The organism is Brevibacterium metallidurans, from assembly GCF_037101285.1.
In the GTDB taxonomy this organism is placed as follows: Bacteria; Actinomycetota; Actinomycetes; order Actinomycetales; family Brevibacteriaceae; genus Brevibacterium; species Brevibacterium metallidurans.
Genome location: NZ_BAAAAF010000010.1, coordinates 17,579 through 41,436, shown reverse-complemented (window position 1 = coordinate 41,436; position 23,858 = coordinate 17,579). Strand labels below are relative to the sequence as shown.

Here is a 23,858-nt window from a genome sequence, read left to right as displayed (position 1 = left end):
GCCGAATCCTCGGCGTTCCCCGGCCGAAACCTCGGCGCTGCCCGATCCGAACCCCCGGCCGCACACCCAGCGGCAATAGCACACGGGGCCCGCGATGACTACCCCCGCACGCCCCCGCCACTGGGGTGAACGAGGGTGACCGGCGTCACCTGTCCGGGTATACAGTCGGAGGGAATCTTCGTTCCACCAAAGAAGCCGGAGGGAAACATGACCGACAGCACCGAGGCGACCGAGACCTTCGCCCCGCCACCGGAGTTCGCGGCCGCCGCCAATGTCAAAGAAGACGCGTACGAGCGCGGTGCAGCCGATTTCGAGGGTTTCTGGGCCGAGCAGTCCCGTGATCTCGTCGACTGGAACGAGGATTTCACCGAGGTGCTCGACTGGTCGAACCCGCCGTTTGCGAAGTGGTTCGCCGACGGCAAGCTCAACGTCGCGTACAACTGCCTCGACCGGCACGTCCTCGCCGGCAACGGCGATCGGGTGGCCATCAACTTCGAAGGCGAGCCCGGTGACTCTCGGTCGCTGACCTATGCAGAGCTCCTCGCCGAGGTGTCGAAGGCGGCGAACATGCTCACCGAGCTCGGCGTCGAGGCCGGGGATCGGGTGGCCATCTACCTGCCGATGATCCCCGAAGCGGTGATCTCGATGCTCGCGTGCGCCCGCCTCGGCGCCGCCCATTCCGTCGTCTTCGGCGGTTTCTCCGCCGATGCCCTGCGCTCCCGGATCATCGACGCCGAAGCCCGCGTCGTCATCACCGCCGACGGCAGCTACCGCCGCGGCAAGGAGACGAGCCTCAAGCCGGCCGTCGACGAAGCACTCTCCCACGGGGACACCCCCGTCGAATCCGTCCTCGTCGTCCGCCGCACCGGGCAGGACGTCGACATGACCGAGGGCCGGGACCAGTGGTGGCACGACACCGTCGACAATGCCAGCCCCGAGCATGAGGCCGAGTTCTTCGACGCCGAGAACCCGCTGTTCATCCTCTACACCTCCGGCACCACGGGCAAGCCCAAGGGCATCCTCCACACCTCCGGCGGCTACCTCACGCAGGTCCTCTACACGATGAAGGCCGTCTTCGATGCGAAGCCGGAGACCGACGTCTTCTGGTGCACCGCCGACGTCGGCTGGGTCACCGGACACTCCTACGTCGCCTACGGTCCCTTGGCCGCCGGGATGTCGCAGGTCATCTACGAAGGCACCCCCGACACCCCCGACCAGGGCCGGTGGTGGGAGATCGTCGAGAAGAACAAGGTGACGACCCTCTACGCGGCACCGACGGCGATCCGGACGTTCATGAAGTGGGGCGAGGACATCCCCGCGAAGTACGACCTGTCCAGCCTGCGCCTGCTCGGCAGCGTCGGCGAGCCGATCAATCCCGAGGCCTGGCGCTGGTACCACCGCGTCATCGGCGGCGGACGGTGCCCCATCGTCGACACGTGGTGGCAGACGGAGACCGGGTCCCATATGATCGCCCCGCTGCCCGGTGTGCTCGCGACGAAGCCCGGTTCGGCGCAGCGTCCGATCCCCGGCATCTCCGTCGACGTCGTCGACGAGACCGGGGAGAACCCGGCCGGACCCGAGGGCGGCCTCCTCGTCATCCGGCAGCCGTGGCCGTCGATGCTGCGCGGAATCTGGAAGGACCCGGAGCGCTTCAAGGAGACCTACTGGTCCCGGTTCGAGGACACGTACTTCGCCGGTGACGGCGCCCGTCGCGACGAGGACGGCGACATCTGGTTCCTCGGCCGCGTCGACGACGTCATGAACGTCTCCGGCCACCGCCTCTCCACCGCCGAGATCGAGTCCGCGCTCGTCGCCCATCCCTCCGTCGCCGAGGCGGCCGTCGTCGGTGCCGCCGACGACACCTCCGGGCAGGCGGTCATCGCCTTCGTCATCGTCGTCGACGGCGTCGAGAACTCCCCCGAGGTCGCAGAGGAGCTGCGTCAGCACGTCGGCAAGGAGATCGGGCCGATCGCGAAGCCGAAGCGGGTGCACATCGTCTCCGAGCTGCCGAAGACGCGGTCGGGCAAGATCATGCGTCGGCTGCTCAAGGACGTCGCCGAGAACCGTGCGGTCGGAGATTCGACGACCCTCGCCGACTCCTCGGTGATGGAGCTCATCGAAGCATCGGTGGCGAAGTCGTGACCCGACACTGAGTCCGCACGTCTTTGGTGAGGGGGAACGTTCGGACTACTCTTGAGGAAGAATTGTCACCCCGTTCTGTCGATAGGAGCACTCATGGCCGAGAGGTCGATCAGCGAACTGATCAAGGACATCGGCGACGATTCCAAGGCGATCGCCGAGGAGGAGCTCGCGCTGGCGAAGGCCGAGGCCACCGCCGGGGCGAAGAACCTGGGGATCGGTTCGGCGCTGGCGCTCGCGGCCCTGTTCTTCCTGTTCCTGGGCTCGTTCATGGTGATCTTCGCGGGCGCTGCCGCGTTCCGTGAGGGCCTCGGCTGGCCGTGGTGGGCGAGCTTCCTCATCATCTTCGGCATCCTCGCGGTCATCGCGGTCATCCTCGTGCTCATCGCGGTGCCGATACTGAAGAAGGGCAACCCGGTGCCCGGCGGTGCGATCGCCTCGGCGCAGTCGATCATCGCCGCCGTCAAGCGAGCCCTGACCAACCCGTCGGGACCGAGGTACTGACGGACCAGCTTCGACAGCTCAGGCGCCGAGTCCCTTCGCGGGGCTCGGCGCCTTTCGCATCCACGGCGTCCCCGCGGGGACGCCGGACCCGGTGCGCCCGCCACGGTCGGCTCGGCCCTGACCTGCCGGCAGTGACCCGTCGCGGGGAGGCCGCTCAGAAGTCGATGTCGATGGGTGCTTTCCGGTCCCAGTCGAGCGCCCAGCCGAGTTCGTCGAGGGCGAAGTCGAGGATGCCTGCCGTGAAGCCCCACACCTTGAGCACGCCGACGTCGAAGGCCGGGGTCGTGATCGCGAGATCCGGGCGGGAGAAGCTGCCCCGGTTTGCCGGGGCGACGAGGTCGGCGATCGCGACCCGGTAGACGGAGTACGATTCGGCTTCGTCCATGACGGTGACGACACCTGGCACCGCCCAGTACCCGACGACAGGGGTGACCTGGAACTTGCTCACCGGGATGTAGAGAGGTTCGAGCTCACCGAGGACGTCGACGCTGGCGGGCACGATTCCGGCCTCCTCTTCGGCCTCGCGCAGGGCCGCGGCGACCATCGAGTCGTCCTCGGGATCGCGTCCCCCACCGGGGAACGCGACCTGTCCCGGGTGGAGGCGCAGGGTGCTCGCCCTCTGCAGGAGGACGATGTCGACGTCGGCGACACCTTTGGCCTCGAGGTGGGGCAGCGCCTGACGTCCGGCGTCGGTGCGCGGGGTGCCCCCGCGGCCGAAGAGCATGAGAACCGCGGCGTCACGGACAACGGCGTCCCCGGGCGCCTTCGCCCGGCGCAGCCACAGTGGTGACCCCGTCGAGGCGGCCAGCCGAGTGAGCTGGTCGCGCAGCTCGGTGTCGTCGCTGCCCTCGCCCTGACCCGCCGCGACGGGAGCCGGTTCCTGCGAAGCGTGCTTGCCGGCACCTGCGAGCCCGTCGAGGAAGTCGCTCATGCCAAGGGCGCCATCTCGTACTTGAACATCGCCCGAGCCTTGTCCGGGTCGAGTTCGCCGATGCCGAACGACGGGCACAGGGTCATCAGCGGGCAGGCCCCGCACGCGGGCTTCCGGGAGTGGCAGATGCGGCGACCGTGGAAGATCACCCGGTGCGAGAGCAGGGTGAGGTCCTTCGTCGGGAAGAGCGCGGCGATGTCCTCCTCGGCCTTGACCGGGTCCGTCTCCTTCGTCCACCCGAACCGCCTGGCCAGCCGCCCCATGTGGGTATCGACCGTGATCCCCGGGGTGTCGAAGGCGTTGCCGAGGACGACGTTGGCGGTCTTGCGCCCCACCCCGGCGAGCTTGACGAGCTCCTCCATCGTCTGCGGCACCTCACCGTCGTAGTCCTCGACGAGGTCGTTGGCGAGCTTGACGATGTTGCGGGCCTTCGCCCGGTAGAAGCCGGTCGAGCGGATGAGCTCCTCGACCTCGCCGAGGTTGGCGACCGCAAGCGCGTGCGCGTCGGGGAACGCGGCGAAGAGTCCCGGGGTGGTCGCGTTGACCCGGATGTCGGTCGTCTGCGCGGAGAGTACGGTGGCGATGAGCAGCTGGAACGGGGTCTCGAAGTCGAGTTCGCACTTCGCGTTGGGGTACACCTCGGCGAGGATCCGGTTGATCCTGCGCGCACGCCGCTTCTTCCCCAGAGGGGTTTCCTTCGCGAACTTCCGCGCGCTCTTCTCTGCCACCGTCAACACAACTGCCGATTCTAATCCGCGGGAGCCGTCACCGCAGTTGTCCGGCTCACAGCGTGCGAACGCAACCGGGACCCACCTCGGCGAGCGTCGAGGAAACGACACCAGGAGACTCCAATTCCCGCAACCCGCGCGTAGTCGGTGGTACAGGTACCCTTGAGCAGGTAGATTTATGTGTGGAGACCATCACAAGGAGGACACTGTGGATATTGAAGTTGTCAGGGGCGCAACGCTTTTCGCCGGGCTCGACGACGAATCGACGAGCGCATTGATGAAGTTCATGAAGCCGCGGAGCCTCCGCCGGGGAACCGTGCTCTTCCACGAGGGCGACGCCGGTGACGAGCTCTACATCGTCTCCACCGGAAAGCTCAAGATCGGCCGCGAGTCCTCCGACGGCCGTGAGAACCTCCTCTCCGTCGTCGGTCCGGGTGAGATCATCGGCGAGCTCAGCCTCTTCGATCCGGGCCCGCGCTCCTCCTCCGTCACCGCGGTCTCGCAGTCCGAGCTCCTCAGCCTCAAGCACGAAGACCTCACCACATGGCTCAAGGACCGCCCACAGGCGGGACTCAACCTCCTCAAGGCTCTCGCGCAGCGTCTGCGTCGGACGAATGAGACCGTCGGCGACCTCGTGTTCTCCGATGTCCCCGGTCGTGTCGCCAAGGCTCTGCTCGACCTCGCCGCCCGCTTCTCGAAGCCGGCACCCGACGGCGTCCTCGTCGCCCACGACCTCACGCAGGAGGAGCTGGCACAGCTCGTCGGCGCCTCCCGTGAGACCGTGAACAAGGCACTCGCCGACTTCGCCGCCCGCGGCTTCATCCGCCTCGAGGCGCGCTCAGTCGTCATCCTCGACATGGAGCGCATGCGCAACCGCGCCCGCTGACCGCACCCGGCAGGTTCACTGCCGACCGCACGAGGAACGCCCCGACAGTGACTGTCGGGGCGTTCGTCGTATGGTCGGACGAGTCAGTGCGTCTGTGCTGCCGAGTGCCCTGACCCTATGCGTCGTCCGGGGACAGCGCGCCGAGGTAGGCCAACTGTGCGCGGACGATCTGCTCGGCTGCCCCGCGGACCCGGGGGTCGACGTCGTGGTAGACGATGTCACAGACCTCGGCCGCCGTCGTCGCACCCTGGTCGAGTGCGGCCCGGACCTGGGCGATGCGCTCACGACGGTGACTGCGGTAGTGGTCGATCACCTCGGCGGGTGACTCGATCGTCGGCCCGTGGGCCGGTTCGATCCGGGTGAACGCACCCGCGTCACAGAGCTCCCGCAGCCGGTCGAGGCTGGCCAGGTAGTCCCCGAGCGACCCCTCCGGGTAGGTGACGATCGTCGTCCCCTCCCCGAGGATCGTGTCCCCGCTGAAGAGGACGCCGTCATGGATGAGGCTGATGCTGTCGCTCGTGTGCCCGGGCGTGGCGACGACCTCGAGGACATCGGTCGGATCATCGCCGAAGACGATGCGGTCCCCGTCGGCCACCGGCGGGGTGTGGCGGGCGAACCGGTCGAGCACGGCGTAGACGGGCACATCCGGCGCCCACTGCTCGATACTGCCGAGCATCTCGGAGTGATCGGCGTGCTGGTGGGTGAGGACGACGGCGGCAAGCCGCCTCTCCCCCACCTCGGCGAGGAAGTTCTCTCGATGCTCCGCCAGTTCCGGGCCCGGGTCGATGAGCACGGCCGCAGAGTCGTCCCGGGAGGCGAGCACATACGTGTTCGTCCCGGTCAGGGTCATCGGGGAGGGGTTGTTCGCGCGGATCCTCATGAGTCGTCGGTGTCCTCGTCCACAGCGTCGTCATCGTCGTCGACGCCCAGGCTCATCAGCCCGGTGCGATCGTCCTCTTCGTCATCGCCCACGGCCACATCGCGGTCGCGCAGCGTGCCCTTCCGGTGGAAGTCGCGGCGGGGATGGATGACGAGGCGCCACTGTCCGTCCTCGTCGACGATCTCCGGACGCAGCGGGTGGACGTCGCGGACCTGGGCCATCGCAGCACCGACGGTGGGCACGGTGAGCAGGCTCTCGACGATGAGCCGAGTGCTCGCACTGATCCGGTTGGGGTCGTCCTCGGCGTCGGCGAGGATCTCCTCGGGCCGCTTCCACCCGCCGGAGCTCTCGTTCGAGGACAGGAAGTCGACGTCCTGACCGAAGGGAACGGCCGCCAGGAAGTACGTGGTGTCGAAGCGGTGAAGCTGGGTGGCCGTGTTGATCCACCGCAGCCACGGTTTGAGCAGGTCCGGCCGCAGGCGCAGGTCGCGCTCACGCAGGACCTGGGACCACGACACCTCGTTCGACAGGAGGCGGTAGCGGGTCGACTGCCATTCGGTCTGCGGGGTGGCGACGAGGTCGTGGTCGACGTTCTCGGCCAGCAGCACCCCCGTCGAGGCGAACGCGACCCGGGCGGCCGCCGAGAACTGCTGGAGCGCCCGGGACTTGTTCTCGATGCTCAGCGTCATCGCGCAGCGCGAGGACTTCCATCCGGTGACGGGCAGTTTGCGCAGGTCGCTGGGCCGCAGATCGCCGACCGGGTAGGCCCAGCGGTTGCGGTCCTCGACGCCGCGGGCGTCGAGCTGACGGGTCACGAACGTCTCGAGCCCCGCACGAGTGTCCCTGACGAGGATGATCGCCGAGGCAGGTCGCGGGGGTTCGGGAACCGGCTGCCGGCCCTCCGAATGCCAGAGGTCGAGCAGCCAGGTCAGTTCGTCCGAGACCGGCAGAGAGCGTCCGCTAAGCGGCATCGTCCTCGACCTCGACGACGACCTCGACCTCGACGGGCGTGCCCAGCGGCAGGGTGTTCACGCCCACCGCGCTGCGGGCGTGCTGGCCCTTGTCGCCGAAGATCTCCCCGTAGAGTTCGGAGACGCCGTTGATCACCGCAGGCTGCTGGGTGAAGTCGTCGGTGGAGTTGACGAAACCGGTGACCTTGACGACGCGCACGATCCTATCGAGGTCTCCGATCACCGAGGCGATGGCTGCGAGCGCGTTGAGTCCAGCGATCCTGGCCAGCTGGTATCCGGTGTCGACGTCGACCTCGGCGCCGAGGTGGCCCGTCGTCGGCAGGGCACCGTCGACGACCGGCAGCTGACCGGAGGTGTAGACGTAGTTGCCGGTGCGCAGGGCAGGGACGTAGACGCCGGCGGGGGCTGCGACCTTCGGCAGTTCGAGGCCGAGTTCGCTGATGCGGTCGAGAACGGTCGACATGGGTGGTCTCCTACGAGAGTCGTGATAGGTGAGGTGCTGCTGGCGCTGGGGCCGATCCGGCCCCGAGCCTCAGGCCTTGGGGCGCTTGAGGTAGGCGACGAGGCCGTTGTTGTCGGGTCCCGGGACGACCTGGACGAGTTCGTAGCCGTCCTCACCCCACTGATCGAGGATCTGCTTCGTCGCGTGAACGATGAGCGGAACGGTGACGTATTCCCACTTGGTCATGTCTCTCCTACTTCGGTCGTCGGCGCCCGGCGGAACCGGGCGGGCTGGCAGCACGGAGCGTCGGCGGCTGCCCGATCCCACACTAGCGGAGATGGGCGACGCGTGGCGACGGGCGATCGGTGTCGGGTCGCCGAGTGCTGAATGCAATCGGGGGGGAACGATCCTGAAGATCGTTCCGCCCCGTTTGTCGGTCCGAGACTGTCAGTCAGAGACTGTCAGTACGAGCTGTTCGGCGTGCGGTCAGTTCCCGCCGAGGCCGGGAGCGTCGTCTCCCCCACCGCCGCCGTTGTCTCCGCCGCCGTTTCCGCCGTCGCCGCCACCGCCGTTTCCGCCGCCGACACCGCCGCCGTTACCGCCACCGCCGTTGCCACCGCCGTTGGAGGATCCTCCGCCGCCGTTGCCGCCGCCACCGCCTCCGCGGTTGGTGTCGGTCGACGAGGAACCGCCGCTGCCGCCGGAGCCGCCGCCCTGGAAGTACTTCGAGCTCGGCTTCGGGAAGCCGGTGTTGCCCTTGGTGAACTTCACGGCCTTGCTCATGTACGCCTGCCAGGTCTTACCGGAGATCGTCGCACCGTAGATCGATCCGCTGACCTTGCCCTTGCCGTTGCGGCGCCAGTCGCGGGTGCCTCGCGGGTCACCGGTCCACACGGCTGTCGACAGGGTCTTGGTGAAGCCGAGCAGCCAGGTGTGGCCGACCTCGAAGTTCGTCGTACCGGTCTTCGCACCGGCCGGGACTCCGATGCCCAGACCGCTGGTCGTACCGCCGTTGAACGTCTGCGTCAGAGCGTACGCGACACCGCGCGCCACCTGCTTGTCGAGGACCTGTTTGCAGGCCTCGCCGGGAACGTCCATCTTCTTGCCGTTGCGGTCCTTGATCTCGGTGATCGGCCGCGGTCCGCAGAACTCCCCGTCGTTGGCGAACGTCGCGAATGCGGCGGCCATGGCGATCGGCGTCGTCTCGGTCGTACCGAGGATCGACGACGGCGAGAGCGCCTGGATGAAGCCCTGACTGTCGGCGGTGTCCAGCTTCTCTCCGCTGCCGTAGCGGATGCCCAGGTCCATCGCCGTGTCCATGATCTTGCACATGTTGAGCTGGTTGCCGATCGCCGCGTACCCGGTGTTGACCGAGTTCTTCGTGGCATTGAGCACGGTCATCGACCCGTTGCCCGAACCGTCGCCGGCGTTGTTCGGATCCCAGTCGCCGCCCATGTTCGGACAGCCGCTGTACTTCCACGAACTGGCCGGGAAGTTCCGCTTCGTCGCATTCACCGTGGCGTTGAGGCTTCTGCCCGATTTCAGCCATGTGGCGAGCACGAAGGGCTTCCATGTCGAACCGACCTGGAACCCGTTGCCGCCGTTGTGCTTCTTGTCGACGGTGTAGTTGATGTTCGTCTTCTTGTTCTTGTCCTTCTTGCTGACCTCGCCCTCCGTGTACTCACGGTTCTGGGCCATGGCGACGACCTCACCCGTACCGGGTTCGACCGTCACGAGGGCATGACCGGCACCCGAGGGGTCACCGACGGGAACGCGCTTCTTGACCTCTTTGTCCGCGACCTTCTGGATGTCGGGGTTGAGGCTGGTCTTGATCGTCAGACCGCCGCGCTGCAGGGTCGCGATGCGGTCCTCGACGGTCTTGCCGAAGGTCTCATCGTTCTTGATGACGTTGACGACGTAGTTGCAGAAGAATCCCGCACCGTTGTCCGCTGCCGAGCAGCCGTTGGGCGTCCGGTTGATCTTGAGGTCGAGGCCCGTCTTGATCGCCTCGTCGTACTGCTTCTGCGTGATGTGACCGTACTTGAGCATCTGCCCGAGCACGGTGTTGCGGCGCTTGAGCGTGGCGTCGGGGAACCGCTCGGGGTTGAACGCGGCCGGGTTCTGGACGATGCCGGCGAGCATCGCGGACTGCTGGATGTTGAGATCCTTCGCGTCGATGCCCCAGTACCGGTAGGCCGCGGCCTGCACGCCGTAGACGTTGGGCGACCCCGAGTAGTTGTTGATGTTGAGGTAGCGGTTGAGGATCTCCTTCTTGTCGTACTTCTTCTCCACCGCTACGGCGAGTTTGGCCTCACGCAGCTTGCGCGCGTAACCGGCTGTTCCCTCGGATTCCTTGGCTGCCTCGACGCCTTCCTTGTTCGCCTCCGCATTGGCGTTCTCCGCCAGCACGTTCTTCACGTACTGCTGAGTCAGCGTCGATCCGCCCTGCGTCGTCGAGGAGACCATATTGTGCACCGCGGCACGGGCGATGCCCTCCAGGTCGATACCGCCGTGTTCGAAGAACCGGTAGTCCTCGACGGAGATCGTGGCGTCCTGCATCTCCTGTGAGATCTGGTCGAGGGGCACCTCGACGCGGTTCTGCCAGTAGAAGTCGGCGATCTTCGACCCGTCGGCGGCGAGCATCGTCGACTTCTCGCCGAGGTCGCGCTCCTCCAGGGTCGCGGGAAGGGCGTTGAAGATCTCGACGGCGCTGTTCGCGCTGGCTGTGGCGACACCGACTCCGGGGATGGCAAGTCCGGCAGCCACGATTCCAGCCACCGCGCTGACCGCGACGAACTGGAGGAAGGCTGCCATCTTGGTCGGTTCGGGATTTGACTCAGGAGACACCATGAAACCAAGTTTAACCAACTCGAGTTGAGCGTCGTCTCAGAGAACGGTGAAAGCGCTAGCCCTTCGGCACCAGGGTGAGCAGGGCCACCTCGGGGCGAGCGGCGAAACGCACAGGTGAGAACGGTGAGAATCCGAGTCCGGCGGAGATCTCGACAAGCGATTCCCGGTAGCCGAACACGCCGCGTGCGCGTGTCCGATCGAGGTCGCAGTTCGTCACCGGCGCACCCCAGAACGGCACCCGGATCTGCCCGCCGTGCGTGTGCCCGGCCATGATGAGATCCGCCCCCGCCGAGGCGAACGCCTCCAGGGTGCGCGAATACGGCGCATGGGTGACGCCCACCTTGAGGTCGACTGCGGAGTCGAAGCGCGGATGGACGAGGTCGCCGTCCTCGCTCCAGCGGATCCGGTCGCGATCGATGTGGGCATCCCCGAGGCCGGAGAAGTCGATCCTGGTCCCCTTGATGGTCAACTGCGTCTCGGCGTTGTCGAGGAAGACCCACCCGCGGTCGGTGAAACCGCGGATGAGGCCGTCGACGTCGAGGTCGGGCGTCGTCCGGTGCTTGACCTGCGAGGGCGAGCGCAGATACTTCGCGGGGTTCTTCGCCTGCGGGGAGAAGAAGTCGTTCGACCCGAGGACGAAGACTCCGAGGACGTCGAGGAGCCCGTCGAAGACCTCGAGAACTTCGGGGACGATGTCGGCCGAGAGGTTGTCGCCGGTGTTGACGACGAGGTCGGGTTCGAGGCGGGTGAGTCCGCTCACCCACGCCGCGCGATGCTTCTGCCACGAGGTGAGGTGGAGGTCGGCGACGTGGAGGACGCGGATGGGCTCATGACCGGCCGGCAGCACGGGCAGAGTGTGCCGGCGGATCGCGAAGAGGTGGGGTTCGATCCCCGCCGCCCAGATGCCGGCGGCGGCGGGCACGGCGAGGGCGCCGGCGGCGAGTGCGCGTTTCTTCATTCGACCCAGTTTAGTCGGTGCCGGGACCACCGATGCACCAACCGACCTTGCCGTGAGCCTGAGTCATGACGTGGCGGTGGGCTGCTGTTGGTGCTCGGCCCGGGCCGCCCGATGCCGGTGGAGGGAGGACAGCCGACGGTGGCCGATGACCCGGCAGACGAGGTAGATGAGGAAGGAGATCGTCGTGACGAACGGGCTGATGGGCACGACGGGTGATCCCAGCGCGATGAGGATACCGCCCACCGAGGCGGTGACGGCGAAGATCACGCTGAGGATCGGCACCCACAGCGGTGAGGCCGAGACCTGGGTGGCCGCGGCGGCCGGGGTGATGAGGAGGGCGAGGACGAGGAGCACCCCGACGATCTGGACGCTCAGCGCCACGGCGAGACCGAGGACGAGCATGAAGACGATCGTGAGCACCGAGACAGGCACGCCCTTGGCGCGGGCGACCTCCGGGTCGAGACTGGCGAAGAGCAGCGGCCGCCACACGATCGCGAGCACGATGAGGACGATGAACGCGCAGACGACCAGGGTCGTGATCTGGGCGGGGGTGATCGCGACGATCTGCCCGGTGAGAAGGCCGAACTTGCTCGCCGAACGTCCGTCGTAGAGGGCGAGGAAGAGGATCGCGAGCCCGAGCCCGAAGGGCATGAGGACGCCGATGATCGCGTTCTTCTCCGAAGCCCTGGCCCCGCCGACGCCGATGATGAGGGCTGCGAGGATGGAGCCGACGATCGACCCGGTGACGACGTCGAAGCCGACGAGGAGGGCGAACGCGGCCCCGGCGAAGGAGAGCTCGGAGACTCCGTGCACGGCGAACGGGATGTCCCGGGCCATGACGAAGACGCTGATGAGCCCGCCGACGACGCCGAGGAGGCCCGCGGCGATGAGGGAGTTCGTGAGCAGGGCGACGAGTTCGCCGTAGTCCTCGAAGGTGAACAGGCTGCCGAATATCTCTGCGGCCGACATCAGATGGCACCTCGTTCCGGATCGGTGGGCGCAACGTCCGCGTGGGCGTCGCGACCGTGGTGGACGTGGTGGTCGGTGCATTCGTCCTCACCGCCGACGACGATGAGACGCCCACCCACCCGGACGACCTCGACCGGGGAACCGTAGAGGCGGGTGAGCGATTCCGTCGTCATCACCTCGGCGGGGGTGCCGATGAGGAAATGCCCGCCGACGATGTAGAGGATCCGGTCGACGTAGGGCAGGATCGGGTTGATCTCATGGGTGACGAAGAGGACTGCGGCGTCGCGGGCGCGTCGCTGTTCGTCGATGAGGGCGGCGACGACCTGCTGGTGGCGCATGTCGAGGGAGAGCAGGGGTTCGTCGCAGAGCAGCACCTTCGGGTTGCTCGCGAGCGCCTGGGCGACGCGCAGCCGCTGGAGTTCACCGCCGGAGAGGGTGCCGGCGGGAGCATCGGCGTAGGAGCTCGCCCCGACGGCGGCGAGGAGTTCGTCGACGTGCTGGCGTCGCCGCCGCGACGGCCAGCCGGGACCCCAGCGGTACCCGTCGATGCCCATGCGCACGATGTCGCGCCCGCGCATCGGCGTGTGCAGGTCGATGCCGCGCTGCTGCGGAATGTAGCCGATGGCGGGGTTGCCCGCATGGATGGGTCTGCCGTCGATCTCGGCGCTGCCGGCGAAGAGGTGGTGCTGGCCGAGGAGGACCTTGAGCAGCGAGGTCTTGCCCGTGCCGTTGGGGCCGAGGACGGCGAGGAACTCCCCCGGGGCGACCTGCAGGTCGAGATCGTGCCAGAGGACGCGGTCGCCGAAGCGCAGCTGCGCGTCCCGCAGCTCGATGACCGGCGCTTGGCCGGGCTGGGGCGAGCCATCGGGGTGTGTTTCGGTCAGCGGTGCCGCGGTGTCCGTCGTTGCGGTGTCGGTCGTGGCGTCCATCAGTGTCCGTGCCCTTTCAGTGCCGTGGCGATCCGGTCGATGCTGCCGCCCATCCACTCCGTGTACTGCTCATCCGCGGGCATCGTCTCCGCGAGGTCGACGACGGGGACCCCCGATTCCTCCGCGGTGGCTCGCAGCTGCTCGGCCTGCGGGCCTGCGGCCTGGGTGTTGTAGGCCAGCAGCACCGCTTCACCGGAGCTGATCTGGGCGTCGGCGTCCCGCAGGGCGAGCGGCGGAACGTCGTTGCCCTCCTCGACGGCGGCGAGGAACTCGGGGCTCGTGATGTTCTCCAGCCCCATGTCGTCGAAGAGCCACAGCGGCACGGGTTCGGTCGTCGCGACCTTCTCCCCGCCGTGTTCGGCCTTCACCGTCCCGATCGTCTCCTCGAGTCCCGCGAGCTCGCCCTTGTAGGCCTCCGCGTCGGCGGTGATCTTCGCTTTCTGCTCGGGCATCGCCTCGCCGAGGTGGTCGGCGACGTCGTCGACGAGCCTGCCCATCGTCGGCACGGAGTACCAGAGATGCTCGTTGAACTCGCCGTGGTCGTGCCCGGCATGGTCGCCCGCCGCACCTTCGTGGTCGTCCTCGTGGCTGTGGTCGTCCCCGTGGCCCTGGTCGCCGTCGCCTCCCTGCGCGTCCGCGCCGGCGGTCTCGGAGCCGGGCAGCCCGGAGATCGCAGCGACGTCGATGACCTCGGGCTTCGCATCGGAGGCCTCGAGCATCGTCGTCATGAAGGAGTCGTAGCCGCCGCCGTTGATGACGACGAGGTCGGCCTTGGAGAGTCGGAGCCGATCCCGCGTCGTCGCCTCGTACGCGTGCGGGTCCTGGTTGGGGTCGTCGATGATCGCGGTGACCTTCGCGGTGTCCCCGGCGACCTGGGAGATGATGTCGGCGTAGACGTTCGTCGAGGTGACGATCGAGAGTTCGGCCGACCCCGAGGCGGTGGGCCCGGTGCAGCCGGTGAGCACGAGGCTCAGGGCCGCGGCTGCCCCGAAGGCGAGGGTCGGTCGGGGCACATGCATGGCGGGCCTTTCTGCTCGAGTCGGTGATCTCCTCGATCACCCTACTCAGCCGAAAGGCCCGCCACTAATATAAATATTTATATATAGCAACCTGTTTATAGGTGCAGGCATCCCTGCGCTCAGGTTGCTCTGCGCTCAGCTCTGCCCGCGCTCAGGCGGCCTGCGCTTCAAGCTTCGCGGCGAGCAGGGCCGCGATCTGCACGGTGTTGAGTGCGGCCCCTTTGCGCAGGTTGTCGTTGGAGACGAAGAGGACGAGCCCCTTGCCTGCGGGTGCGGACTGGTCGGCGCGGATGCGGCCGACGTAGCTGGGATCGGTGCCGGCGGCCTTGAGCGGGGTGGGCACCTCGTCGAGGACGACGCCGGGCGCCTCGGCGAGGATCTCCGTGGCCCTCTCCGGGCTGATGTCGGAGCCGAACTCGGCGTGGATGCTCAGGCTGTGCCCGGTGAAGACGGGAACGCGCACGCAGGTGCCGGCGACGAGGAGGTCCGGGAGTCCGAGGATCTTCCGGCTCTCGTTGCGCAGCTTCTTCTCCTCGTCGGTCTCGGACTCACCGTCGTCGACGATGCTGCCGGCCAGGGGCAGGACGTTGAAGGCGATGGGTTCGACGTAGTTGTCCGGTGCGGGCAAGTCGACGGCGGATCCGTCGCGGGTGAGCGCCCGGGCATCGGCGATACCGGCTTCGAGCTGGGAGGCGAGCTCCTCGACGCCGCTCAGCCCCGATCCGGACACGGCCTGGTAGGTCGAGACGATGAGGCGGGTCAGTCCCGCCTCGGCGTCGAGGGCCTTGAGCACGGGCATGGCGGCCATCGTCGTGCAGTTGGGGTTGGCGATGATGCCCTTGGGCACAGTGTCGAGCGCCTCGGGGTTGACCTCGCTGACGACGAGGGGAACCTCGGGGTCCGAACGCCAGGCCGAGGAGTTGTCGACGACGATGACCCCGGCCGCGGCGAACCGTTCGGCCTGGGCACGCGAGGTCGCCCCGCCGGCGGAGAACAGGGCGATGTCGAGTCCGCTCGGGTCCGCCTCGGCGGCATCCTCGACGACGATCTCACGGCCCTGGAATTCGACGACCTTGCCGGCTGAGCGCGCCGAGGCGAAGAGGCGCAGGTTCTCGATCTCGAAGCCGGGATCCTCGGCGAGGAGGTCGAGCATGACGCCGCCGACCTGGCCGGTGGCTCCGACCACTCCGATTGAAACGCTCATCGTCCTGTCCCTCCGTAGACCACTGCTTCGTTGTCCTCTGTGTCGAGTCCGTAGGCCGCGTGGGCGGCGCGGACGGCGTCGTCGAGCAGGTCTGCCCGGGTGACGACGCTGATGCGGATCTCCGAGGTGGAGATCATGTCGATGTTGACCTGGGCGTCGCTGAGCGCTTCGAAGAGCGTGGCGGTCACGCCCGGGTGGGAGCGCATGCCGGCGCCGACGACGGAGAGCTTGCCGATCTGGTCGTCGTAGCGGACCTGGTCGAAGCCGATCTTCGCCTTCGCCGAGTCGAGGGCCTCGATGGCCTTCGAACCGTCGGTCTTCGGCAGGGTGAAGGAGATGTCGGTCTTGCCCGGTTCGCGGGTGGAGATGTTCTGGACGATCATGTCGATGTCGATCTCCTGGGCCGCGATCGTCTTGAAGATCTCGGCGGCCTTGCCGGGGATGTCGGGGACGCCGACGATCGTGACCTTGGCCTCGGAGCGGTCGTGGGCGACTCCGGAGATGATTGCCTGTTCCATGGTGGACTCCGTTTCTGATTCCGCTGCCTTCGCACTGCGTGCGGGCAGAAATGCTTCGGGGATGGCCGAGTCGGTCACCCAGGTGCCCTGTTTGCGGGAGAAGGACGAGCGCACATGGACCGGGACGTTGTAGCGCCGAGCGTACTCGACGCAGCGGAGCATGAGGACCTTGGCGCCGGAGGCCGCCATCTCCATCATCTCCTCGAAGCCGATCTCGTCGATCTTGCGCGCGGTCGAGACGATACGGGGGTCGGCGGTGAAGACGCCGTCGACGTCGGTGTAGATCTCGCAGACGTCGGCGCCGAGGGCTGCGGCGAGCGCGACGGCGGTGGTGTCCGAGCCGCCGCGGCCGAGCGTCGTGATGTTCTTCGCGGTCTGGCTCACGCCCTGGAAGCCGGCGACGATGGCGATGTTGCCGTCGTCGAGAGCTGAGCGGATGCGGCCGGGGGTGACGTCGATGATCCGGGCCTTGCCGAACTGCTCGTCGGTGATGACGCCGGCCTGGGAGCCGGTGAACGACTGGGCTTCGAAGCCGAGGTTGGCGATCGCCATGGCGAGCACGGCCATCGAGATCCGCTCACCGGCGGTGAGCAGCATGTCGAGTTCGCGGGCCGGCGGCAGAGGGGAGACCTGCTGGGCGAGGTCGATGAGATCGTCCGTGCTGTCACCCATGGCGGAGACCACGACGACGACCTCGTGCCCGGCCTGCCGGTATTCGACGATGCGCTGGGCCACCCGTTTGACGGATTCGGCGTCGGCGACGGAGGACCCGCCGAACTTCTGGACGACTATGCTCACTGAAGTCTCTTCCTGGTCGCGTATGCGGACAGTGCCGGTCGTGTGCTCTCGCAGTGCCGAAGCCCGCGGTGGTGCTCACGGTGCAGGCGGCGTCGGCGGACCGGCGTCCCATCCATTGTAGGAGGTGGGCCTCGGCGGCCGAGGGGGTGCCCGTCATACAGACACCTGTCTCACGGTTGCAGGGGTGTGTCTCGCGCCTTCGTTCAAGCCGACCGCCACTTTTCGAGAGTTCCTCGCATCGAAAAGTGGTGGCCGGCTTGATCGAGGCGCCGGCTAGTCCCGATCAGTCCTGCGCCGAGGTGACTGTGAAGAGATCTCCCGGCTGGCAGTCGAGCGCGGTGCAGAGGGCGACGAGCGTCGAGTACCGGATCGCTTTGGCCCTGTTGTTCTTGAGCACGGAGAGGTTGGCGAGCGAGACGCCTACGGCGGCCGACAGCTCGGTGAGCGTCATCTCCCTCTGGGTGAGGAGTGCGTCGAGATGGCAGATCACTCGCCCCTCTCCGAGATCGGCCGGCATCAGACGAGCCCCTCGAGCTCTTCCTGCGCCCGGCGTCCGGAGACGAAGCTGCGTCGGAGAAGTTCGATGCCTCCGGAGATGCCGAGATACAGATACAGCTGGGCAAGCGAGGTGCTCGCCCCGACCTCATCGGCGATGCCGAGATCACGAGACGCCAGATTCGATCCCAGCACAGTCGCAATGACGAAGATGACGAACCCGATCGAAACGACCCACGAGAGGATCGAGAACGTCTTGAGTGATCGATCAGTGAAGGGGTCACCTTTGGAGATGCCTTTGATGACGGGCACGAGCACGATCGCCGACCCGATGAGAGTGAGCGCGAACACCAGCTTCGCAATGATGAGAAACGTCATCGCCTCAGGTGAGAGCGCTGCAGTCGGAACGGTGACCTCTGTGATCCCGCTGAGTGAGGCCGATGTTCCGCCGAGGTCGAGAGAGGAGACACCCGAATCGAGGAAATCGAAGCGCACGCTGACCTCTCCCCAGATCAGTCCCTTCACGAGCAGCACGATTGAGTACAGTCCATAGAACGCGAGTGCCACTCCGATCATCACTCCCCAGCCAGAGGCCGGCCCCCACACACTCTTCTCGACGTTGGTGGCCTGAACTTCCCTGTCCTTGTTCATATTCATGGCTTCCTCCCAAGGGCGGAGTCGGTGTCTCCACCGCTCTCGGCTGCGACGAGCCGTCAGCGTTTATCGACTATCGATATATCGATAAACAATATCTTTCACGATAATCGATAAGGTGTCAACGGGTTCTGGAGAGAAGATCGATGACAGTGCCGTCGATGCGGTGAGCTGAGCTGCGTTGCGGCTGAGCGCGACGTCAGCGGGCGGCTCAGCGCCTGCGTCCGAGGCGCCTCATGGTCCACCACCACAGGCCCGCACCGACCGTGCTGCTCAGTCCGATGCCGATGCCGATCGCCGCGATGATGAGGTAGCGCTGCTCGGTCGTCTGGCCCTCATACGGTTGAGAGTCGGACCAGTCGAGGGCCAGGCGCACGAACACTGCGGCGACGATCCACCCGCAGACGACGAGCACGATCGCGACGATGGTCTGCCAGCGCGCGAGGCGCGTCGATTTCTGCCTGTCCGTGCTCGAGATCCTCGTGCGATCCATCGGCGTCCTTATCTGCTCGTTCGATCTCTGCGCGGTGGATCTCCGCTCAGTCGATCTCTGCTCAGTCGATCTGTGCTCAGTCGATCTCTGCTCGGTAGATCTGCGCTCAGTCGATCTCGCGTCGACCGGAGAACGCCCGACCGAGCGTCACCTCGTCGGCGTATTCGAGGTCTCCGCCCACCGGCAGTCCGGAGGCCAGACGGGTGACGGTCACCCCGAGGGTGCTGAGCAGCCGCACGAGGTACGTTGCCGTGGCCTCGCCTTCGAGGTTGGGGTCGGTGGCGATGACAATCTCGGCGACTTCCCCATTCTGCAGGCGGGGCATGAGCTCCTTGATCCGCAGATTGTCGGGGCCGATGCCGGCCATCGGGTCGATCGCCCCACCGAGGACGTGGTAGAGACCCCGGTACTCACGGGTGCGTTCGATGGCAACGACGTCCTTGGGCTCCTCGACGACGCAGATCATCGTCCGGTCGCGGCGCGGGTCCTGACAGACGGTGCACTCGGCCTCTTCGGAGACGTTGCCGCAGATCTCGCAGAAGCGCACACGCTTCTTGACGTTGCTCAGAGCCTGAGCCAGCGCGTTCACATCACCGGAATCGGCCTGGAGGATGTGGAACGCGAGTCGTTGGGCCGATTTCGGCCCGATGCCCGGGAGCTTGCCGAATTCCTCGACGAGGTCCTGGAGGGCACCTTCATACACTGCGCTCATACGTCTCTTTCATCGATGATCTCTCCGCCGAGGACCTTGGCGATCACGGCGACGCCGACCTGTGGTGCGTCGGTGATGTCGAGGTCCGTCTCCGGATCATACTCGTCCTCGACCGGTCCCGAACCGGGGGCCTCACTCGCCGAGGCGGGTGCCGGTGCCGGGTTCCGCGGCGGCGCGCTCGGGGCCGAGTAGGCTCCCGTGTCCATGCCGTGGCGTTCGGCGATCGCGGCGAACCGCGATTTGAACGGCTTCGCGCCACCACCTGCGGGCTGACTTGAGGGCTGGTTCCCCGTCCGGTTCGACGCGCCATCGCTGCCCGGCGCGGCGTCGGCCTGACCTGCCCCGGGTGCGGCACCACCCTGACCGGTGAAGTCGGCGTCGGGATCTGCATATGCGCCGAGGTAGTCGAGATCGTCGTCTTCGGGCGGTGGGACGACGACGGCGCCGACGTCGACCGCGCCGCTGCCGGCGCTCGTCGAATCCGTCTCCCCGCCCATTGGGTCGGACTGTTGCGGAGCGTCATGCCAGACGGGCTCTTCCCACCGCGGTTGGACGTACTCCATCGGCTCGTCGCCGACCTCGTCTGCGCGATGTGTCGATGCGTCACTCGCGGACCCCGGGTCAGCTGACTGCGGCGGCTGTCCCATCGCCGACTCGGCATCTGTCGACTGTGCATCACGCGCTGGAACCGAGTCGGAGGCGTCCCGTTGCGATGCCGGTGGTTCGGAGGTGGTCGCGTGGCCGCTTCCGGTCGACGGTCCGAAGAAGTCCTCATCGGAGAGGTCGGGCACGACGAGGCCGTCGTCGCTCGACGCGGCGGAATCCGCATTCCGGTGGGCGGCTCCCGAGCCGTCGACGCCTGGTCCGGCATCGTCAGAGTCGCCGGCGACCACTGGCTCAGTGCCAGCCGCCGCCTGCACGGCCTCGCGTGCAGACGCGTCCTCAACGTTCGAGGCCGCATCGGGGACGCTCGATGCCACGCCATCGACGCCCGTAGCCTCGCCGTCTACGCCCTGTGCAACGTCCCTGTCGGTTTCGACCTCGGTTTCATCGGGAGTCGGGGCGGTCAGGGCAGAATCGTCCGCCGGTTCGGGGCGAGGGCCTGTTTCTCCCTCCTCGTCGTCGGAGGACCAGGGCCCCTGGGGTACGTCGCCGGTCTCCCAGAACTTCTCCCGATCAACCTGCGGCTTGTCGACCTCTCGGGTGCCGACGACCGCGGCGACCTCTTCGGGACTCGGTCGGCGGAAGTCCGACCCGGGTCCCCGATTCTGTTGCGACGCCGGTGATCCCTGACCACTGGAGGGTGCCGAACCGCCAGAGGCCACAGGTCCGCCCGAGTTGCCGCCGATGCGGCCGACGTCGCCGATGTCGATGCGCGCCTCGATGCCGAGGACGTCGTTGATCGCCATGGCAAGCTTCGCCGCATGGTCCCGCTGCTGGAAGCCCTGCACGGACCCGGCATTGTTGAAGCCGAGGTAGACGACCCCGTCGGAGAACGACTGCGGAATCGCATTTGCGGCGATGATCGCCCTGGTCAGACGGCTGCGCTTCTCGACGGCGGCGAGGATGTTCGGCCAGGCTCGGCGGATCGCTTCGATCTCTCCGCCGATGCCACCGGCCCCTGCACCGTCCGTGCTGCCGGTGCCCGTGCCTTCTGATGACTGTGAGGCAGAGGATGCCGGTGCGGCCGCCGAGGTGGGCTCGTCAGCCGCGGTCGAAGTCTGAGGTCCGGTACTGCGGTCACGGGAATCGGACGACCCGTTCCCGTTGCCGCGCTGCGCAGCCTGCGCCAAGGGCGATTCCTCGGTGCGCGTCTGATTCGGTGCCCCGTTACGATCACCAGCCGCACTATGAGCGCGGCCGTCAGCGTGATTGCGGCTGCCGTCGGCACGATCGCCACCGCGCTGATCCGAGCGCTGACTGGACGACTGTGCTGGCCCCGAGCCCGTCTCCGGTCGCGGGTCTGCCGCGGGCCGAGAATCTCGTTCTGGTCCGGAGGTGGCCTGCTGCTGAGAACGGTCGGGCTCGGGAGCAGGCCGGGCTTCTCGCTGCGAGGAATCGTGCCGCGATGGGCCGGGTTCGGAATCGGGCCGAGATTCGCGCGGCAGGGAATCGCGCGAGGAGGTTTCGCGCGACGAGGGCTCGCCCTGCTGGGCACCACCGGATCGGCCATCAGGCCGCTGACGTGCATCAGACTGCTGTCCTGCGCCCGGCTGCGGACCGCCGGGCTGAGCAGCACCGCGAGGTTCTGCGGCAGGGGTGTCGTTGAGCATCGATTCGGCGGCGGCCGCGATCGCGGTGAGTTCGTCGAAGTCATCGGGAGCCGACGACTGCCCACCAGACGGCGCCTGTGCCGCGGCTGACGACTGCCCGCCGGACTGCGCGGACTGCGCCGAGCCCTGCGACCCCGCACCAGCAGGCTGACCCGCGCCTCCGTGCTGACCACCACCAGGCTGACCGCCGGCCTGACCAGCGCCGCTGCCCTGACCAGCACCCGTCTGCCCAGCGCCCATAGACCCAGCACCGGTCGACCCAGCCCCCGTCGCCTCGGGACCGGCCTGCGCGGGCACCGTGCCGCCCGACCCGGAGGCGGACATGCCGATGCGCCGTTCCATCCGCTCGACGCGGCTGAGCACGGCATCGCGACTGCGACCCGAAGCGGGGAGGAGGATGCGGGCGGCGATGAGTTCGAGCTGCAGCCTCGGCGAGGTCGCCCCCGACATCTCCGTCAGCCCCTGATTGAGGATGTCAGCGGCCCGGGAGAGTTCGGCCTGACCGAATCCGCGCGCCTGCAGGGTGAGGCGCTCGAGGCGATCCGGGGGAACTTCCGGCAGGAAGGCGTGCGCCGCCTCGGGGGCGGCATGGATGACGATGAGGTCGCGCATCCGCTCGAGGAGGTCCTCGACGAAACGCCGCGGATCCTGCCCCGATTCGATGACCCGCTCGATCGCGCGGTAGACCCCGGCACCGTCGCCGGCGGAGAACGCATCGACGATGTCGCTGAGCAGGGAATCCGGCGTGTAGCCGAGCAGGGCCACAGCCGTGGAGTAGTCGACTCCGCCGGGACCCGAACCGGCGATGAGCTGATCGAGCACGGAGAGGGTGTCGCGGACCGATCCCCCGCCGGCGCGCACGACGAGCGGGAGCACGCCCTTGTCGACCTGGACGTCCTCACGACGGCACAGCTCTTCTAAGTAGTTGCCCAGCGCCTCGGGCGGGACGAGCCGGAACGGATAATGGTGGGTGCGCGACCGGATCGTGCCGATGACCTTCTCGGGTTCGGTCGTCGCGAAGATGAACTTGATGTGCGGCGGGGGCTCTTCGACGATCTTGAGCAGAGCGTTGAAGCCCTGCGAGGTGACCATGTGCGCCTCGTCGAGGATGAACACCTTGTAACGGTCGCGGGCCGGCGCGTAGATCGCGCGTTCACGCAGGTCACGGGCATCGTCGACGCCGTTGTGGCTGGCCGCGTCGATCTCGACGACGTCGAGCGAGCCAGGTCCGCCGTTGGCGAGGTCGAGGCAGCTCGGGCACTCCCCGCAGGGCACCGGGGTGGGTCCCTTCTCACAGTTGAGGCACCGGGCGAGGATGCGCGCCGAGGTGGTCTTGCCGCAGCCGCGGGGCCCGGAGAACAGGTAGGCATGGTTGATGCGACCACGTTCGATCGCGGCCTTGAGCGGCTCGGTCACATGCTCCTGACCGATGACCTCATCGAAGGTCTCTGGGCGGTATCGTCTGTACAGTGCGGTGGACACGCCCCTAGCCTAATGCCACCCTCTGACACGACACAGGTCGTTGTGACCGCACACTCGTTTCGGGCACGATAGTCGGTATGAGCGACGCCGACCCCCGACCCGAGGACTCCGATCCCGCCCGCACGTTCCGCATCGGCCACAAGGAGCGCGACGAGGCGATCGAGATACTCCGCGAGGCCGCCGGCGACGGCCGCATCACCGTCGACGAACTCGACGAACGCATGGAGGCCGTGCAGAAGGCGAAGCATCCCGTCGACCTCGACGCCGTCCTCGCCGACCTCACCACGGACCTGCCCTCTGACCGCTACCGCCCGCGCGCCGAGGTGGTCCGCAACCTGCCTCCCGCCCAGCAGGCCCGCGGCTGGAACCCCATCGACCCGCTCGTCGTCAGGGCCGGCTGGGAGTCCGAGCACCGCCGCGGCCGGTGGAACGTCCCGCCCTACATCCGCTGCGAACCCTCGATGTCGACGATCGAACTCAACTTCCTCGAGGTCGAGACCGATCTGGAGACCATCGACATCGACGTCATCGCCGGTGCCGGCACCGTCGTCGTCGTGGTCCCCGACGACTGGGGCGTCGACGTCGCCGAGCTCTCGAAGTCGTGGGGCAGCGTGCGCTCGGCCGTCAGTGCCGTGCCTGCGGGCGGCGCCCCCACCGTCATCGTCAGCGGCTCGGTGGGCATGGGCTCGTTCCGCGCCCGCTTCGCGAACTACTTCGATCGCCGGCGAATGGCCAAGTGATGCCTCCCGGACTCGGGGCGATCATCTTCCTCACCCTCGCGATCATCGTCGTCTTCTCCGTCGGGTTCTTCCTCGTCTACACGGTGATGACGAAACCGGGCATGCACATCGGCTCCCGCCTGCCCAAACACGACCCCGACCGCGACCGCGACCTCGGCCCCCGCGACCCCCGCGACGACCCTGACGAGGGACCCGACCAGGACGACGGGGACGACCACCTCGGCGGGGATCCCAAGCGCTGACCCGAACGCCGGGACCGGCGACCCTGACGATCGCACACCTT

23 protein-coding genes are annotated in these 23,858 nt (G+C 67.5%); 5 read left to right on the top strand and 18 right to left on the bottom strand.

Going from position 1 to position 23,858, the window contains the following annotated elements; all coding sequences use genetic code 11:
- Positions 1-207 precede the first annotated feature (207 nt).
- Positions 208-2,142, top strand: a complete 1,935-nt coding sequence (gene acs, locus AACX88_RS12485; protein WP_339393264.1) for an acetate--CoA ligase — start codon at positions 208-210, stop codon at positions 2,140-2,142.
- 93 nt (positions 2,143-2,235) lie between these two features.
- Entirely contained in the window at positions 2,236-2,643 is a 408-nt protein-coding gene (locus AACX88_RS12480) for a phage holin family protein (RefSeq protein WP_339393263.1), read from the top strand.
- 154 nt (positions 2,644-2,797) lie between these two features.
- Here AACX88_RS12480 and AACX88_RS12475 read toward each other — a convergent pair whose 3' ends face one another.
- Together AACX88_RS12475 and nth are read right to left on the bottom strand one after the other, a co-directional pair.
- Positions 2,798-3,574, bottom strand: coding sequence for an NUDIX hydrolase (locus tag AACX88_RS12475; protein WP_339393262.1), 777 nt, complete (start codon positions 3,572-3,574; stop codon positions 2,798-2,800).
- Complete coding sequence (gene nth / locus AACX88_RS12470; protein WP_422614442.1) at positions 3,571-4,311, bottom strand: endonuclease III; 741 nt, start codon at positions 4,309-4,311, stop codon at positions 3,571-3,573. Before nth ends, AACX88_RS12475 begins: the two co-directional genes overlap by 4 nt.
- Positions 4,312-4,510: 199 nt before the next feature.
- Here nth and AACX88_RS12465 point away from each other — a divergent pair, with 199 nt between their 5' ends.
- Complete coding sequence (locus AACX88_RS12465) at positions 4,511-5,188, top strand: Crp/Fnr family transcriptional regulator (protein ID WP_040342444.1); 678 nt, start codon at positions 4,511-4,513, stop codon at positions 5,186-5,188.
- A 115-nt stretch (positions 5,189-5,303) separates the two neighbouring features.
- Here the strand turns inward: AACX88_RS12465 and AACX88_RS12460 are convergent, their stop codons facing one another.
- The 16 genes from AACX88_RS12460 to AACX88_RS12385 form a co-directional block, all read right to left on the bottom strand.
- Entirely contained in the window at positions 5,304-6,068 is a 765-nt protein-coding gene (locus AACX88_RS12460) for an MBL fold metallo-hydrolase (RefSeq protein WP_339393261.1), read from the bottom strand.
- The gene (locus tag AACX88_RS12455) at positions 6,065-7,039 is read right to left on the bottom strand and encodes an NUDIX hydrolase (RefSeq protein WP_339393259.1); all 975 of its coding nucleotides are present in this window, start codon (positions 7,037-7,039) and stop codon (positions 6,065-6,067) included. The genes AACX88_RS12460 and AACX88_RS12455 overlap by 4 nt, the downstream gene beginning before the upstream one ends.
- Positions 7,029-7,502 carry a RidA family protein gene (locus AACX88_RS12450; protein ID WP_339393258.1) on the bottom strand — a complete coding sequence of 158 codons (474 nt, stop codon included), beginning with the start codon at positions 7,500-7,502 and terminating at the stop codon, positions 7,029-7,031. Before AACX88_RS12450 ends, AACX88_RS12455 begins: the two co-directional genes overlap by 11 nt.
- Positions 7,503-7,571: 69 nt before the next feature.
- Positions 7,572-7,727 carry a Sp36 family protein gene (locus tag AACX88_RS12445; RefSeq protein ID WP_096158366.1) on the bottom strand — a complete coding sequence of 52 codons (156 nt, stop codon included), beginning with the start codon at positions 7,725-7,727 and terminating at the stop codon, positions 7,572-7,574.
- Between the two features lie 240 nt (positions 7,728-7,967).
- Positions 7,968-10,331: a transglycosylase domain-containing protein gene (locus AACX88_RS12440; RefSeq protein ID WP_339393255.1), complete on the bottom strand. Its 2,364-nt coding sequence runs from the start codon at positions 10,329-10,331 to the stop codon at positions 7,968-7,970.
- 55 nt (positions 10,332-10,386) lie between these two features.
- On the bottom strand, positions 10,387-11,289 hold the full coding sequence (locus AACX88_RS12435; protein ID WP_339393254.1) for a metallophosphoesterase: 903 nt from the start codon (positions 11,287-11,289) through the stop codon (positions 10,387-10,389).
- 63 nt (positions 11,290-11,352) lie between these two features.
- Positions 11,353-12,258 carry a metal ABC transporter permease gene (locus AACX88_RS12430; RefSeq protein WP_339393253.1) on the bottom strand — a complete coding sequence of 302 codons (906 nt, stop codon included), beginning with the start codon at positions 12,256-12,258 and terminating at the stop codon, positions 11,353-11,355.
- Entirely contained in the window at positions 12,258-13,187 is a 930-nt protein-coding gene (locus tag AACX88_RS12425; protein ID WP_339393252.1) for a metal ABC transporter ATP-binding protein, read from the bottom strand. Before AACX88_RS12425 ends, AACX88_RS12430 begins: the two co-directional genes overlap by 1 nt.
- Positions 13,187-14,206, bottom strand: a complete 1,020-nt coding sequence (locus AACX88_RS12420; protein ID WP_339393251.1) for a metal ABC transporter substrate-binding protein — start codon at positions 14,204-14,206, stop codon at positions 13,187-13,189. The genes AACX88_RS12425 and AACX88_RS12420 overlap by 1 nt, the downstream gene beginning before the upstream one ends.
- 151 nt (positions 14,207-14,357) lie before the next feature.
- On the bottom strand, positions 14,358-15,410 hold the full coding sequence (locus AACX88_RS12415; RefSeq protein ID WP_339393250.1) for an aspartate-semialdehyde dehydrogenase: 1,053 nt from the start codon (positions 15,408-15,410) through the stop codon (positions 14,358-14,360).
- On the bottom strand, positions 15,407-16,726 hold the full coding sequence (locus AACX88_RS12410; protein ID WP_339393249.1) for an aspartate kinase: 1,320 nt from the start codon (positions 16,724-16,726) through the stop codon (positions 15,407-15,409). Before AACX88_RS12410 ends, AACX88_RS12415 begins: the two co-directional genes overlap by 4 nt.
- Positions 16,727-17,009: 283 nt before the next feature.
- Positions 17,010-17,243 carry a helix-turn-helix domain-containing protein gene (locus AACX88_RS12405; RefSeq protein ID WP_339393248.1) on the bottom strand — a complete coding sequence of 78 codons (234 nt, stop codon included), beginning with the start codon at positions 17,241-17,243 and terminating at the stop codon, positions 17,010-17,012.
- Positions 17,243-17,878, bottom strand: a complete 636-nt coding sequence (locus AACX88_RS12400; RefSeq protein ID WP_339393247.1) for a hypothetical protein — start codon at positions 17,876-17,878, stop codon at positions 17,243-17,245. Before AACX88_RS12400 ends, AACX88_RS12405 begins: the two co-directional genes overlap by 1 nt.
- A 208-nt stretch (positions 17,879-18,086) precedes the next feature.
- Entirely contained in the window at positions 18,087-18,368 is a 282-nt protein-coding gene (locus AACX88_RS12395) for a hypothetical protein (RefSeq protein ID WP_339393246.1), read from the bottom strand.
- Between the two features lie 106 nt (positions 18,369-18,474).
- Positions 18,475-19,071, bottom strand: coding sequence for a recombination mediator RecR (gene recR / locus AACX88_RS12390; protein ID WP_339393345.1), 597 nt, complete (start codon positions 19,069-19,071; stop codon positions 18,475-18,477).
- A gap of 5 nt (positions 19,072-19,076) precedes the next feature.
- Entirely contained in the window at positions 19,077-22,835 is a 3,759-nt protein-coding gene (locus AACX88_RS12385) for a DNA polymerase III subunit gamma and tau (protein ID WP_339393245.1), read from the bottom strand.
- A gap of 77 nt (positions 22,836-22,912) precedes the next feature.
- Between AACX88_RS12385 and AACX88_RS12380 the strand changes: the two genes are divergently transcribed.
- A complete protein-coding gene (locus AACX88_RS12380; protein WP_339393244.1) occupies positions 22,913-23,575 on the top strand; it encodes a DUF1707 SHOCT-like domain-containing protein in 663 nt (220 codons plus the stop codon).
- Positions 23,575-23,817 (top strand): hypothetical protein, encoded by a 243-nt coding sequence (locus tag AACX88_RS12375; RefSeq protein ID WP_339393243.1) that lies wholly within the window; start codon positions 23,575-23,577, stop codon positions 23,815-23,817. The genes AACX88_RS12380 and AACX88_RS12375 overlap by 1 nt, the downstream gene beginning before the upstream one ends.
- The last annotated feature ends 41 nt before the right edge of the window (positions 23,818-23,858 follow it).